Raw genomic sequence first — 13774 nt, 5'->3', positions numbered from 1 at the left:
CAGCGGCGGTGTCGGGAACGGCCGATATGAGCCGGACCACACGCTCAGCCGGTCTTGGCGACAGCCGGTAATCTCCGTTTCATGAGCGACGCGCCGCCGAGCCCTTCCGAGGCCTTCGACCTGCTGCTCGCCGGTAACCGGCGTTTCATCGCCGGCACCCCGGAGCACCCGAACCAGGACGCCACCCGCCGCGCCGAAACAGCCCCGGGACAGCGTCCGTTCGCTGTCCTCTTCGGCTGTTCCGACTCGCGGCTCGCCGCCGAGATCATCTTCGACCGGGGGCTCGGCGATCTGTTCGTCGTCCGCACCGCCGGGCACGTCGCCGGTTCGGAGGTGCTGGGCAGCATCGAATACGCCGTCAGCATCCTCGACTGTCCCCTGGTCGTCGTGCTCGGCCATGACTCCTGTGGCGCCGTCGCCGCGACTCGCGCGGCGCTGACCGAAGGACTCGGCACCAACGGCTTCGTCCGCGACGTCATCGAACGGGTCACCCCGAGCGTCCTCGCCGCCCGCGCCGCCGGGCTCACCGGCGACGACGAGATCATCGACGAGCACATCCGGCACACCGTCGACCTCCTGGTCGACCGTTCGCGGCTGCTCGCAGACAAGATCGACGCCGGGGAAACCGCTGTCGTCGGACTGTCCTACCACCTGGCCGACGGCAGCGCGCGCGTCGTCACCACCCGTGGTTTGAGCGAGCGACCGGCGGACGCCCAGTCTGTGTGAGGGTCCCGGCGAAGTCGCACAGCTGTTGGTCGGTGTCGCTCTTGATGATTCGGGGTCGTGAGTGGCGATTCGGGTTCTAACCCGAATCGCCACTCACGACCCCACCGTGACAAGCTCGCCTCCGCACCGACCGCCCACTTGACCAGCGGTTATGCGACTTCGCCCGGCCCCTGCCCAGCCTGTTTGAGGGTGAAGACGCCGAGGGCCGCGGCGAGCAGTCCGATCGCCAGTGCGATGAAGCCGCCGACGATTCCGTAGCCGGTGCCAGGGCCACCCTTGGCGGCGACCACCACGAAACCGCCGCCTGCCATACCGAGCAGGCCCGCCGTCAGGGCCACGACGGCTCCGCGCCGGGTGCCGCCGGAACGGAAGCGAGCGAGCCCGCCGGCGATCACTCCGATCACGCCGGCGAGCACGGCCACCAGCGACCAGAGACGGCCGGCGGTCAGGTAGGCGCCGGTGGCTTCGTTCGCGGCCAGTAGTTGGTGGACCGACATGGGGCACTCCTTCGCTCGATGACTGGATGCCTCTCGATCGTGTCCGTCTGCCTGCCTCCGGTCGTCCAGTGGACGCAGACAATCCGGACTGCCGCCGACGCCGTAGGAGCTCCGGAACTACCGCGTGCGCGGTAGTCGGCGGATCGTCCCCGCGGAGGAGTCGCGCGGCCGGACGGCTGGCTAGTGTGCACGCATGAGCAGGGGCCGGATCGGGATCTGGGACTGGGCGATCGCCGCCGGGGTGACGGCGGTTCTGCTGATTACGGCCCTGTCCGGATCCTCCGCGAGTCTCGACCCGCTGGGCTACGTGCTGCTGGCAGCCGGTGGCCTGGCGCTCGCCGCGCACCGCAGGGCTCCGCTCATGGTGCTGGCCGTGACCGGCGTGTGCGCGCTGGGATACCAGGCCTTCGGTTTCACCGTGCCCGTCGTCGCGTATCTGGTCGCCGTCTACGCCGCTGTCCGGGCCGGTCACTGGATCGTCGCCGTGGCCGGGTCGCTGCTCATGGTCGGCGCGTTGCCGCTGGTGATCCTGGTGTCCGGCAACGCCACCGCCGTGAGTGACGCACTCACTCAAAGCCGGGACGCTCTCCAACTGGCCTGGCTGATCGCCGCCGGCGCGGCGGGCGAGGCGCTGCGACAGGCCGAACGCCGGGCCGACGAGGCCGAGCGCACCCGCGAGGAGGCCGCGAGGCGCCGGGCCGACGAGGAGCGGCTGCACATCGCGCGGGAACTGCACGATTCCCTCACCCACCAGATCTCCGTCATCAAGGTGCAGGCCGAAGTCGCCGTCCACCTCGCGGCCAAACGGGGTGAGCCGGTGCCGGAATCGTTGCTGGCGATCCGGGAGGCGGGCCGGGAAGCGACCCGGGAGCTGCGGGCGACCCTGGAAGCCCTGCGTGACGATGAGACGAATCCTCCGCACGGGCTCGACCGGATCGCCGACCTGGTGGAACGGGCACAGGCGACCGGGCTGGACGCGACGCTCACCGTCGAGGGACAACGGCACGACCTGCCCGCGGCGGTGGACCGCACCGCGTACCGGATCGTCCAGGAGTCCTTGACGAACATCGCCCGGCACGCCGGGGCCACGACCGCGTCGGTCCGGATCGATCACCGTCCGGGTGCCGTCGCCATCCAGGTCGACGACGACGGCAAGGCCACCCCGGACACCGAGCCGATCCCCGGTGTCGGACTGCTGGGGATGCGTGAACGGGTCACCGCTCTCGGCGGCAGGCTCCATGCCGGACCGCGAAACGCGGGCGGCTTCTCCGTCCAGGCCGAACTCCCCGTGGAGCGGACGTCGTGATCCGCGCCGACGTACTTTTCCCCGAGGAGGCGCAGTGATCACCGTCCTGTTGGTCGACGACCAGCCGCTCCTGCGCAGCGGGTTCCGCGCGCTGCTCGACGTCGAGGACGACATCGAGGTCGTGGCCGAAGCCGCCGACGGCCGCGAAGGCGTGGCACTCGCCAAGGAACACCTGCCCGACATCGCGCTCATCGACATCCAGATGCCCGTCGTCGACGGCATCGAAGCGACCCGGCGCATCGCCGCCGACCCGGCTCTGTCCGGTGTGCACGTCGTCATCCTGACCAACTACGGCCTGGACGAGTACGTCTTCAACGCCCTTCGCGCGGGCGCGGCGGGCTTCCTCGTCAAGGACATCGAGCCCGAGGACTTCCTTCACGCCGTACGCGTCGCCGCGCGCGGCGACGCCCTGCTCGCGCCGTCGATCACCCGCAAGCTGATCGACCGGTACGTCACCCGGCCGCCCCACACCGGCACCGGAAAGGGACTGAAGGAACTGACGAACCGGGAACGCGAAGCCGTCGCCCTGGTCGCGCAAGGCCTGTCCAACGACGAGATCGCCGACCGGATGGTGATCAGCCCGTTGACCGCGAAAACCCACGTCAACCGCGCCATGACCAAACTCCACGCCCGCGACCGCGCGCAACTCGTGGTGCTCGCCTACGAATCCGGCCTGGTCGTACCGGGTTAGGCCGTGTACACCGGAAAGCGCGGATACCGGCCCTGACCGTGCGGTCGCGCGAAGAACTGTCGGGACGGTGAGCGTCCCTGATCCTCCATGCTCGGATCACTCGACCATCTGACCAGTGCGAGGGTTCCCTGTGTTGACGATGTGGGAATCGGGACGTCGAGTGTCCCGATTCCCACATCGTCGAGCGGGCGTGCCGGTCTCGGAGCTTGATCAAGGCCACGCCATCCGGTCGACACCTCTCACCACCATCGGCTCCACCGAGGCACCAGAACCCGAAACGCCACTCACGAGCTGTGCACGGCAGCTCCTGTCTCGTCGGTTCCGTTGCCGATCTTCGAGTACCCGGGAGCGGGCAGGCGAATCATGACGGGCAGCGGCGGGCCGCGAGGCCGGCGAGCGTGCGATGGCAGACCTTGCCGGTCCGGCCCAGCGGGAGTTCGGGAAAGGTGAGCAGGAGTTCCGGCAGTTTGCGGACGGCGAGGCCTCCGGCGGTGAGGAACGCCGTGAGCTCGGCCAACGTCGGCGAGTGTCCGTCACGGACGGTCACGCAGGCGCAGAGCCGTTCTCCCAGGCCGGTGTCCGGTACCGGGACGCAGGCGACCTCGCTGATCGCGGGATGGTCCCCGATCGCGAGCTCGACCTCGGCCGGGCTGATCGTGTACCCGCCGCGGATCACCACGCGTTTGCGCCTGCCGGTGACGTGGAGTCTGCCCTGGTCGTCGAACCGGCCGTTGTCACCCGTCCGCACCCAGCCCCCGTCGAGCCGGTTCGCGGCGTCCAGTTCCGGCGCGGCGACGTAGCACAACGGTGTCATGGGACCTCGTGCGCAGATCTCGCCGTCGACGAGGCGAATCTCGCAGACGGCGGGATCCGGGACGCCGACACCGTTCTCCGGCTCCGTCGTATGGGAGTTGACGCCATCAGACGAGCCGTAGATGTCGATCATCCGGACGCCGAACCGCCGACGGCAGGCGTCGCGTGTCGAAGGCGGCAGCGTGTCACCGCTCGACACGATGGACACGAGTCCGGAGGTGTCCACTGTGTCCAGCGGGTGCTCGGCCATGCGCCGCCACATCGCGGGTACGGCGAACACCTGCGTCGGACGGTGCTCGGTGATCAGCCGGAGCGCCGCTCCCGCCTCGAACCGGCGTGTCAAGACCAGTGTGCCCCCGGCGCGGCACAGCGTCACCGGTACTCCGAACGAGCCGAATCCCGAGGTCAGCGAGACGAGGACCAGGTCGCGAGGCGCCGTGGTGCCGCCATGGACGGCACGGAGATAGTTGGCCCGGCCGCCGGCGAAAGCGTTGTGCGAGTAGGCGACCATCTTCGGTTCCGACTCCGAGCCGGACGACACCAGGATCCTGGCCGGAGCGTCCGGGTGCGGACGGAGGTGAGCCGCGCGGCGCGGATCCGAGGAGCCCTCCACTCGTCCGTTCTCGATGACGAAGCGGACACCCGCGCGGTCGAGGAGGCTGTCCGAGCCGGAGGGCAGCGGCAAGACCACGGCGCCGAGGGCGAGGACGGCCAGTTCGGCGATCACCGCGTCACGTCCGTCGGGTTCCCGCACCGCGACGATGTCCGTCGAACCGCATCCGGCGACCGAAAGCCGGGCCGCCAGTTTCCGCACCGCGGCGTCCAGCGTCGTGTAGTCGAGCGCGCCCTCGTCGTCGATCACCGCCGTGCGAAGCGGATGCTCGCGAACCCGGTCACGGAACAACGAGTACAGCTCGCGGTCCGGGCAGTGTCCACATCGGACCCATTCGCGGCGCAGCCGGGCGGGCACGAGGTCACGCAGGATCACCCCGGTCGCCGACAGCCAGGTCATGACCTGAATTCCCACGGCGATCCGACGAGTACGCAGTCGGCGTGGATCAGCGCGCGGGAAAAGCGGGGATCCGCGGCGAGGGCGGCGAGGTCGTCGCACACCGGAACGGTCAACGGGCGGTCGCAGGACCGCCGGGCGCCCGCGTTGAGCCTGCCCGCCGCGGACAGGAGCGACGAGTCGACGCGGGTGGCGCCACGGGCCAGTCCCGTCACGATCCCGTGTGCGCAGACGACCCCGCCGAACACGTCGACGATCGTCATCAGCGACGAAGGGACCCCCGCGTGGGCCTGCACGACGAAATCCGTGCCCACCGGGGGTTCCGGGCCCAGTTCGGTGCCCCATCCCGACGCGTGGGCGTACAGGATCCCCGGCCGGGCGCGCGCCAGATCGAGGGCGCGCAGCGACCATTGCCCGGCCTTGCCCGGCGCCCAGTTGTGCAGGAACACGTCGGCGCCGACGGCGAGTTCGAGCAGGTGGTTCCCGCCTTCCGGGGTGCTCAGGTCGATCTCGACGACTTCCTTGCCGTCGTTGAGCGCGCGGAACCTCGCCGACGTCCCCCCGGCGATCGGCGGGACCCACCGCAGCGGATCGCCGCCCGGTGGTTCGATCCTCAGCACGGTCGCGCCGAGCAGCCGGAGCAGGTGCCCTGCCAACGGACCCTGGACCCGGCGGCAGGATTCGAGTACGAGCAAACCGGACAACGGAAGTGGCTCCACCGGCGGGACCGGCCGGTACCCGCGGCCCTCGCCGCGCACGACGAACGCGGGTGAGATCTCGATCGGGCGGTCCGCCACTCGCACCAGCGTCATGCCGGACAGGACGGCGGCGTCCTCGATGTCGGCGATCGGCCGGGCGGCAAGAGTTTCCGTCAGCCGCGGCGGCAAGGGGCAGGTCGCGGTGGCGAAGCGCTGCATGAACGGCAGCCAGCTACGGGAAGTCGTTCGCTCGTCGACCCCGAGCCCCGGCCAGAACCGCTGCCACACCGCCGGATCGAGGGTCTCGATCTCGAAGAAGACCCCGTCGGCCGAACGGAAGGGCGGCCCGCCGGGAATCAGCGGCTCCTGGTGATCGTCGTCGGTCGTCGCCGCCGCGAGATACTGCGAGATCGCCAGCAAAGCCGCCTGCGCCAGTGAAGTGGACACGCCGCGCAGCGGGATGCCCCGGCCGTGGGCGAGCTTCAGCGCGACGGCGCCCAGTTCGGCGAGTTCGGCCGCGAGGATGGACGCGTAGTCGAGCCCCAGCCGGGCCGGCCCGCCGGACCTCCGGCCGTGTACGTGCATGATCCCGCAGGCGGCTTGCACGTCGAGCTCACCGGCCAGCGGCAGGTCGACGGGGCCCGCCACGGTCACCGTGTCGAGTGCGGTGCTCATCCGGCGCGCCTGCCGTGCACGGAGTACACGACGCACGACGACGCGCGGAACCCCGGATCCGCCATGACCGCGCGCACCTCGGCGAGCTCGTCGTCGGTCAGGCCGGCGGCGATCAGCTTGTCCCGCAGGTGATGGGTGTGGTGGATGAGCAACCTCAGTCCGGGTGAGCCCGCCCGCCACGGGAAGAGCACGGGCACCGGATCGACGTCGACCAGGCCCGCGGCGGCCATCGACGCGGCGGCACGGCGGCCCCACGTGCCGTCCCCGCCCGCCATGGTGAACGTCTTCTCCTTGGCCGCCAGGAACTTCTCGTAGAGTTCCGCCGATCGCGCGTCGGGCGCGAGCAGCACCGGGCCGTAGGAGATGTCGAACTCGTCGATCTGCATCCAGCCGCCCGGTTCGAGGGCACGCGCCAGCTTGCGGAGCACGGCCTCCCGCTCGGGCAGATGCTGCAACACCAGCCTGGCGTGGATGAGGTCGAAATCGCGACGGGGCAACGGATCCCGGACGATGTCGTGCCGAAGCACGGTCAATCCCTGCCCGGAGGCGAGGTGCCCGGTCTTGATGTCGGTCGCCAGCACCGACCCGGTCGGCGCCACCCTGGCGGCGAGCCATTGTGCGACGCCGCTGCCACCCGCGCCGACCTCCAGACAGGACCAGCCGTCTCCGACGCCGGTCTCCGCGAGCCGTGCGAACGTGACCGGGTCGTACGCCTCGGAAAGACAGCGATGCTGTTCGATGGCGTGTCCATTGTCGTTGTCGAACACGTAAGCCGTTCTCACGTCCACCTTCCCGATCCATGCGTTTCGGCCGTCCCGGTCAGCCGCGCCAGCAGTTCCAGTCGCCGCACTTTCCCGGTTCCTGTTCTCGGGACCTCGTCCCACGGGAGCACCACCGGCTCCCCCAGCGGCGGCAGGTCGAGTACCGCGGCCCGCCAGCGCGCCGGATCGAGGCCGGTGTCGGTCACGACGACCGGGATCGGCGCCTGTCCCGCCGCGGAAAGCAGCACGCATTCGGCGATGGCCGGGAGGCGGTCCTCGATCTGGTCCTCCACGGCGAGACAGCTCATCCCGGGAACGCTGTCGACCTCGCGATCCAGCAGGGTCACCGCGCCGGTCCGGCTCACCACGCCGAGGTCTCCGGTGTTCCACCACGGGCCGTGGGCCTTGGCCGCCCACCGGTCCTGTTCACCCACGTACGCCACGCATCGGGCGCGAGTGCGGGCGAGCACCAGCCCGGCGGTGCCCCGCGGCACCGGTTCGGCGGTCTCCGGGTCGACGACCCGGAGCCGGGCGAGGCCCGGCAACGGCCTGCCGAGATCGCGGGTCGTATGCGCGGAACGTCTGGTGAAGAACCGGAACGAGAGCGGTCCCGTCTCCGATTGACCCCAGCCCTGCATCCACAGTGGACGCTTTCGACGAGTCGCGTGGAGCATCGTCCTGATCACCGGAGGATGCACGGCGTCGTAGGTGCTGACGAACCTCCGCACCCGGCGGAACGGGTTCTCCGGTGTGCCCGCGAGCGGCCGCCAGCGCACGTACGCCGACGGGAGTGCCTCGATGACGGTCGGCCGACGACGGCCGAACACCCTTGCCGCCGAAGAGGAATCGCTCAGGATCACGATCTCCCGTGGCGCGAGGCACAGCGCCGACGCCGTCCAGCAGAAGGTGCGGCCGTGCGCGTACGCGCTGGCGTTGCCCAGCACGTCGTCACGCCGGAGACCGAGGACGGGCCAGCGGACCGACTCCGGCCGCGCCAGCCGGTCGATGATCGTCCGCGTCGTGTGGACGACCAGTTTCGGTGTTCCGGTCGTCCCCGAGGTGTGGCAGATGAGCAGCGGTTCGTCGTCGTGCCTTCGGTGCGGCGCGGGCGACGACGCGGCGGCGAACTCCTCGATCCGCAGGACCCGGTCCGCGCCGGGGGCCGGGCGATCGGTGACGAGCACCGCGGGGCCGAGGCGTTTCAGCAGGAGTTCCACCGTGTCGTCCGGCAGCAGGCCGGACAGCTTCGCCGGGACCGCCCCGATCCGCACCGCGGCGCAGGCGAGCAGGTCGTAGTCCCAGTGGTTGCGCTTGACGATGGCCACCCGGTCCCCCGGCCCCACACCGGCTTCGGAAAGCCACCCCGCGGCGTCCCGCACCAGCCCGGCGAGGTCGGCGACCGTGTAGTCGGTGCCGTGCATCGGCGCGATGTCGAACGGCCGGTCGAGGTGGACCCTCGTCCGGGTGTGCGCGCACTCGTCGAACAGCGTGCCCATGTCGTGCGGTTTCATCGGGCCCTTTCCTCCGCCGGACGAGTGGCGAGCCGTCGAGCGGCCCGGATACCGGAGCGGACGGCCGCCTCGCTGCACGGGCTCAGGAACACCCAGTCACCCGCGTAGTCGACGACGCCACGGCCGAGACCCGCCTCGAACGAGGCTCGCAGGGCGAGCGCCCGAGGCGTCGCTTCGGGCGCCGCGTGCCGCACCCGCCGGACGATCGAGCGGCGGATCGCCGAATTCAGGCCGGGAACGAGAGGTTCGGCGGCACCGGCCAACCGCTTCGCCACGTCCTCGTCGGAGGCGTCGAGCAGATCCGGCACCACGGCCGGATGGGCCATGAGCGTGACCAGTCCACGGCCTTCCGGCGCGCGACCGGGGTGTTTCAGATGGTCGAAGATGACCGTGGACACCGTGCCGTTCTCCGCGGTCGGCACGACCAAGGCGTAGTCGGGACCACCGAGCGGACGATCGAGCAGCAGATGCGCCTTGACGACCGGGGTGAACGAGCAGGCGTCGAGGAAGTCCGAGCCGTGCCGCGGGCGAAGCCGCGCGGCCACCGGGGCGGGCACGGCCAGCACGACCGCGCGCGCCGTGATCTCGCGCGTGCCGCTGTGGATCCGCGCCGGGGAACCGTCATCGACGACCTGATCGACACGGAACCCCGTGCTGACGTCGGTTTTCGCGGCGAGAGCGCGGGCGAGGGTGTCCATGCCGTCGCGGTACGCCCGCCAGGTCGGCGGCGGGCCCACCGCGGTCAGCAGGGCGAGCAGGGGCGCGGCAGCCGAACGCGCCGGATCCCAGCCGAAGAAGCCGGAGACCACCGGCTGCAGCAGGTAGTCCAGCAGGTCCGGATGATGCGGCGCGGCGAACTCCGCGACCGTGGCCTCGCCCAGCCGGGACGCCTCCGGACGTTCGGTGTCGAAGCTCCCCCGGATCACGCGCGCCGCGTCCAGCCGCGCCCGGAGGGACAGCCCCGCTCCGGTGAGCAGTCCTCGCGGCTGCGCGACGCCGGACCGTGCCCGGCCCCGCCACATCGCGATGCCACGGCCGATCCGGGGCGCCGCGGCGGCGTCGACGCCCAGTTCCGCCAGCAGCCGCCAGGTCGCCTCGTAACCCCGCTCGGCCATCTGCTCGGCACAGGTGTCGATCAGGTAGCCGTCCTCGCGCAGCGTCGTCATCCGGCCGCCGACCACGTCGGCCGCTTCGAAGACCCGCGCTTCCCGCCCCGACCGGCCGAGCCGGTACGCGGTGGTGAGTCCGGCGACGCCCGCGCCGACCACCGCCACGTCGACGTCGGTCACGTGATCACCACCAGGTTCACCACGACCAGCGTCAGCACGGTGAGCCGGTGGATCCGGATGCCGAGCATTCGCGCCCGCAGGATGTCGTCCCGCGCGAACCCGAGCCACACCTGCCGGATCCGCGCCACGATCGTGGGCGACAGCGCGAGCGGGAACCACCACGGGCCGCCGAGCGCGGGTACGGCGAGGATCAGCGCGAACTCGGCCGCCGAAACGGCGATCACGAAGAACATGTTGCCCCGCGGGGAGGTCAGGGCCGCGAACGTCGGCCTGCCGACCCGCCGGTCGCCGTCGACGTCGTTGGTGTTGGAGTAGACGCCGAACAGCAGCGGCCCCAGCCCGAACAGCAACGCCTGGGCGAGGGTGAATCCGGTGAACTCACCGGAGGCGAGACCGTACGGCGCCAGCACCAGCGCCCAGCCGAGCGCCGCGATGAAGAACTCCTGGAAGCCGTGGTAGCTGAGCTTCACGCCCCAGGAGTACTGCAACGAGAAGACGTAAGTCACGACAATGAGCACGACGGTCCACACAGGACGGTGTGGAGCGATCGCGATGGCAGCGAGCCACAACGCCGCACCGACGACGCCGGTCGCCCACGCGAAGCGCAGCACCTGGTCCTCGTTCAGCGTTCCCGCCACCAGTGGCTTGCGGTATCGCTTGCGCCGGAGGTCGTCCGGGGAGTAGTTCGTGATGTCGCTGCCGTCGCGGTAACCGGTGAGGTCGTCCAGCGCGACCATCGCCGCGATCACGAACACCTCGCCGAGCAGGAACACCCCGACCGACGCCAGGACACTCGCGTCGAATCTCGACGCCGGCGCGAGCAGCGTCCACACCACGGCCACACCGAGGTAGTAGTCGACGATGTCGAGCTTCGCGAGCCGGAAGTACGCTTTGCCGCGAGTGACGGCAAGGGTGGTCATCGCGGGTCGTCCAGCGCGATCAGCGCGGCGAACGACCGGTCGCCACCGTAGTGCAGCTCACGCCGTTCGAGCAGGTGGGCGCCGGGAAGAAGGGCCAAGTACTCCTCCACGGTCCGCAACCTCGAGAACCTGCCGACCGGGATGTCGGCCTCCTCGTACTCCACCAGGACGAGATGCCGGGCCGCCGCGGCGATCGCCCGGCACGCTTCGGCGATCTCGTCGTCGTCCAGGACGTGCATCAGCACCCACACGCAGACGGCGGCGTCGAATCGCCTGTCCTGCCAGGGAAGCCGCTGGACGGTCGTCCGCACGAAGTCCACAGTGGACAGATGAGCGCAGTTCTCCCTGGCCAGCGCGAGCATGCGCGGGGTCATGTCGATCGCCGTCACCGTGCGGGCCTGCGCCGCGATCGCCGGGGTGAGCCTGCCCATCCCGCACCCGATCTCCAGCGCGGCCCCCACCCCGCCGAGTGAACGCAGCAGGCCGGTGACGAGCCGGATGGTGCGCGCGGTCGTTTCGGCCGCGAGTTCGGCGGGCTGGGAGGCACGCATGACCCGGGCCAGCCCGGGGCGCTCCGCGCGTCTGCGCCACTCGTCGGCGACCTCACTCGGCGCGGGGGTCCGGGTTACCTGCTGCATCACGACTCCTTCGCGAATCGGCACACCGCGTCCGCGATGCGTTCCACCTGCTCGTCGGTCAGATGCGGGTAGATCGGGATGGCCAGCGTGCGCCGCGCGGCCGATTCCGCCGCGGGCCAGGTGTCACCCGGCCGGGTGTAGCGGGCGAAAGCGGGCTGCCGCGGCAACGGCGCCGGGTAGTACACGTGCGAGCCGATCCCTTGCGCCGCCAAGTGATCCCGGAGTTCGTCCCGGCGCTCGCTCAGCAGCGAATAGACGTAGTAACACCGGCCGTCGCGGGCCGGAGGCGGCGCGAGCACGCCGCAACCGGCCAGTTCGGCGAAGCGTCCGGTGTAGTACTCGCCGATCCGCGCCCGGCGTTCGAGCCGCTGGGACAGGGTCGGGAACCGGTACAGCTGGAACGCCGCCATGATCTCGTCGAACCGGCTGTTGTACCCGACACGGTGATACCGGAACCGGGTCTTGCCGTCCTGGCCGTGGTTGCGCAGCATCCGCACCACCGAACCGAGCTCACGGTCGTCTGTGACGACCATTCCACCCTCGCCCGGCATGCCGAACGTCTTGACCTGCACGAACGAGTACACCCCCGCGTCGCCCCACCGCCCGGCCGGAGTGCCCGCGAGCGTCCCTCCCTGCGCGACGGCGGAATCCTCCAGCAGCCGCACGCCCGCGTCGGTGGCGATCCGGCGCAACGCGGGCATGTCCGCCATGACCGAGAACATGTGCGCCGGCATGATCACCTTGGTGCGCGGGGTGATCAGGTGGGCGACCTCGGCGGGGTCGACGACCATGGTCCACGGGTCGATGTCGGCGAACACCGGCGTCGCGCCGAGCAGCGCGGGCGCGGCCGCGAGCGGTGCGCAACCGAAGGCGGGCACGATCACCTCGTCCCCGGCGCCGACGTCCATCGCGCGCAGCACCAGCATCAGCGCGGAGGTTCCACTTCCGCAGGCAATCGCGTCCGCGGCACCGACCGAATCACGGATGACCTGCTCGAATCGGGCCGTATGCACTCCGAGAATGAATTTCTGTTCCGGCGCGAGACCGACCATCCTGACGATGTCCAGAAGTTCTTCGCGGTCGTCGTCGAAGAGATCCGTCGGGAAGAACGGCAGCGTCATCCTCGCCGTCCCTGAAAGAAATCGCGGATCGAGTCGCAGACCCGCTCGCAATCGACGGTCGGCATATCCGGATACAGCGGTAACGCGAGAGTGTGACGGCAGGCATTCTCGGCGTTCGGGAATTCACCCTTCCGGTAACCCAGTCCGGCGAAGCAGGGTTGCAGATGAAGCGGTGTCGGGTAGTACACCTCGGTCTGCACGCCTTTCGCCGCCAGATGCGCCGCCAGGTCGTCCCGCGAGTCCACCTCGACCACGTACACGTAGAACACGCTGTCCGGCCGCGCCACCGGCAGCTTGCGCACCCCGGCGACGTCCGAGAGCGCCTCGGTGTACCGGGAAGCCAGTTCCGCGCGCCGGGTGATGTCGTCGTCGAGCCCGGTGAGCTTCGAGAGGAGGACGGCAGCCTGGATGTCGTCCATCTTGCTGTTCACGCCGGGCAGCCCGGTCGCCGTCGAGATCGCGGGGAAGTCGGCGATCGTGGCACCGAACCGGCCGTGGTGGCGGAGCGCGTCGACGGTCCCCGCGATCCGCGGGTCGTCGGTGAGGACCGCGCCCGCGTCACCGAGCGCGCCCAGCGTCTTCGTCGGGAAGAAGGACAGCACACCGCCGGCGCCGAACAGGCCCGCGTGGGCGCCGCGGTGCCGCATGCCGATGGCCTCCGCGCTGTCCTCGACCACCGTGAGCCCGAGGCGGCGCGCGACGTCGAGGACCCCGTCGATGTCCGCGAACTGCGAGAACAGATGCGTCGGCATGACGAACCGGGTGCGCTCCCCCGCGGCGTCGGCCACCGCGGCCGGGTCGATCCCGTAGCCGTCCGGCTCGATGTCGGCGAAGACCGGGGTGCCGCCCGCGAGCACGACCGAGGTCGCCGTCGCGCCGAAAGAGAAGGCCGGGACGACCGCTTCCTCACCGGACTCCAGACCCGCCGCCCGTAGCAGGAGGACGAGCGCGTCCGTTCCGCTGTTCACCCCGATGACGAACTTCGCGCCCGTGTACGCCACCAACGCGGCTTCGAGCTCGGCCACCTTGCGGCCGTGCGAATACTTGCCATTCTCGATCACGTCGAGAATATGTCGCCTGGTACTGGTCCAGGTTCGCTCGAATGTGGCCGATTGGTTG

At 70.4% G+C, this 13774-nt stretch carries 13 protein-coding genes; 3 read left to right on the top strand and 10 right to left on the bottom strand.

Annotation, left to right across the window (positions count from 1 at the left end):
* Positions 1-81 precede the first annotated feature (81 nt).
* Positions 82-726 carry a carbonic anhydrase gene (locus tag DL990_RS25000; RefSeq protein WP_125800076.1) on the top strand — a complete coding sequence of 215 codons (645 nt, stop codon included), beginning with the start codon at positions 82-84 and terminating at the stop codon, positions 724-726.
* Positions 727-875: 149 nt separating this feature from the next.
* Here the strand turns inward: DL990_RS25000 and DL990_RS24995 are convergent, their stop codons facing one another.
* On the bottom strand, positions 876-1223 hold the full coding sequence (locus DL990_RS24995; protein WP_125800075.1) for a DUF6223 family protein: 348 nt from the start codon (positions 1221-1223) through the stop codon (positions 876-878).
* A gap of 193 nt (positions 1224-1416) precedes the next feature.
* Between DL990_RS24995 and DL990_RS24990 the strand changes: the two genes are divergently transcribed.
* Both DL990_RS24990 and DL990_RS24985 read left to right on the top strand, forming a co-directional pair.
* Positions 1417-2529 (top strand): sensor histidine kinase, encoded by a 1113-nt coding sequence (locus DL990_RS24990; protein ID WP_125800074.1) that lies wholly within the window; start codon positions 1417-1419, stop codon positions 2527-2529.
* A gap of 34 nt (positions 2530-2563) precedes the next feature.
* Complete coding sequence (locus DL990_RS24985) at positions 2564-3220, top strand: response regulator transcription factor (protein ID WP_125789160.1); 657 nt, start codon at positions 2564-2566, stop codon at positions 3218-3220.
* A 361-nt stretch (positions 3221-3581) separates the two neighbouring features.
* Here DL990_RS24985 and DL990_RS24980 read toward each other — a convergent pair whose 3' ends face one another.
* Genes DL990_RS24980 through DL990_RS24940 form a run of 9 tightly spaced genes read right to left on the bottom strand, consistent with a single transcriptional unit; the run spans position 3582 to position 13716 of the window.
* The gene (locus tag DL990_RS24980) at positions 3582-5045 is read right to left on the bottom strand and encodes a class I adenylate-forming enzyme family protein (RefSeq protein WP_125800073.1); all 1464 of its coding nucleotides are present in this window, start codon (positions 5043-5045) and stop codon (positions 3582-3584) included.
* Positions 5042-6415 (bottom strand): CoA transferase, encoded by a 1374-nt coding sequence (locus tag DL990_RS24975; protein WP_125800072.1) that lies wholly within the window; start codon positions 6413-6415, stop codon positions 5042-5044. The genes DL990_RS24980 and DL990_RS24975 overlap by 4 nt, the downstream gene beginning before the upstream one ends.
* Entirely contained in the window at positions 6412-7203 is a 792-nt protein-coding gene (locus tag DL990_RS24970; RefSeq protein WP_125800071.1) for a class I SAM-dependent methyltransferase, read from the bottom strand. Before DL990_RS24970 ends, DL990_RS24975 begins: the two co-directional genes overlap by 4 nt.
* Entirely contained in the window at positions 7194-8687 is a 1494-nt protein-coding gene (locus tag DL990_RS24965; RefSeq protein WP_233620560.1) for a class I adenylate-forming enzyme family protein, read from the bottom strand. Before DL990_RS24965 ends, DL990_RS24970 begins: the two co-directional genes overlap by 10 nt.
* Complete coding sequence (locus DL990_RS24960; RefSeq protein WP_125800070.1) at positions 8684-9976, bottom strand: NAD(P)/FAD-dependent oxidoreductase; 1293 nt, start codon at positions 9974-9976, stop codon at positions 8684-8686. The genes DL990_RS24965 and DL990_RS24960 overlap by 4 nt, the downstream gene beginning before the upstream one ends.
* Entirely contained in the window at positions 9973-10896 is a 924-nt protein-coding gene (locus DL990_RS24955; protein ID WP_125800069.1) for a UbiA family prenyltransferase, read from the bottom strand. Before DL990_RS24955 ends, DL990_RS24960 begins: the two co-directional genes overlap by 4 nt.
* On the bottom strand, positions 10893-11534 hold the full coding sequence (locus tag DL990_RS24950; protein ID WP_125789154.1) for a class I SAM-dependent methyltransferase: 642 nt from the start codon (positions 11532-11534) through the stop codon (positions 10893-10895). Before DL990_RS24950 ends, DL990_RS24955 begins: the two co-directional genes overlap by 4 nt.
* A complete protein-coding gene (locus DL990_RS24945; protein WP_125789153.1) occupies positions 11534-12655 on the bottom strand; it encodes a DegT/DnrJ/EryC1/StrS aminotransferase family protein in 1122 nt (373 codons plus the stop codon). Before DL990_RS24945 ends, DL990_RS24950 begins: the two co-directional genes overlap by 1 nt.
* A complete protein-coding gene (locus DL990_RS24940) occupies positions 12652-13716 on the bottom strand; it encodes a DegT/DnrJ/EryC1/StrS aminotransferase family protein (protein ID WP_233620559.1) in 1065 nt (354 codons plus the stop codon). The genes DL990_RS24945 and DL990_RS24940 overlap by 4 nt, the downstream gene beginning before the upstream one ends.
* Positions 13717-13774 lie beyond the last annotated feature (58 nt).

This window comes from Amycolatopsis sp. WAC 01416, from assembly GCF_003947485.1.
Classification (GTDB): domain Bacteria; phylum Actinomycetota; class Actinomycetes; order Mycobacteriales; family Pseudonocardiaceae; genus Amycolatopsis.
This window is presented reverse-complemented; position numbering and strand designations above follow the sequence as displayed.

What these genes read in the sequence shown, in the direction of transcription:
- DL990_RS25000 (WP_125800076.1), top strand. Translation starts at nt 82, where the DNA reads ATGAGCGACGCGCCGCCGAGCCCTTCCGAGGCCTTCGACCTGCTGCTC.
- DL990_RS24995 (WP_125800075.1), bottom strand. Translation starts at nt 1,223, where the DNA reads ATGTCGGTCCACCAACTACTGGCCGCGAACGAAGCCACCGGCGCCTAC.
- DL990_RS24990 (WP_125800074.1), top strand. Translation starts at nt 1,417, where the DNA reads ATGAGCAGGGGCCGGATCGGGATCTGGGACTGGGCGATCGCCGCCGGG.
- DL990_RS24980 (WP_125800073.1), bottom strand. Translation starts at nt 5,045, where the DNA reads ATGACCTGGCTGTCGGCGACCGGGGTGATCCTGCGTGACCTCGTGCCC.
- DL990_RS24975 (WP_125800072.1), bottom strand. Translation starts at nt 6,415, where the DNA reads ATGAGCACCGCACTCGACACGGTGACCGTGGCGGGCCCCGTCGACCTG.
- DL990_RS24965 (WP_233620560.1), bottom strand. Translation starts at nt 8,687, where the DNA reads ATGAAACCGCACGACATGGGCACGCTGTTCGACGAGTGCGCGCACACC.
- DL990_RS24955 (WP_125800069.1), bottom strand. Translation starts at nt 10,896, where the DNA reads ATGACCACCCTTGCCGTCACTCGCGGCAAAGCGTACTTCCGGCTCGCG.
- DL990_RS24950 (WP_125789154.1), bottom strand. Translation starts at nt 11,534, where the DNA reads ATGCAGCAGGTAACCCGGACCCCCGCGCCGAGTGAGGTCGCCGACGAG.
- DL990_RS24945 (WP_125789153.1), bottom strand. Translation starts at nt 12,655, where the DNA reads ATGACGCTGCCGTTCTTCCCGACGGATCTCTTCGACGACGACCGCGAA.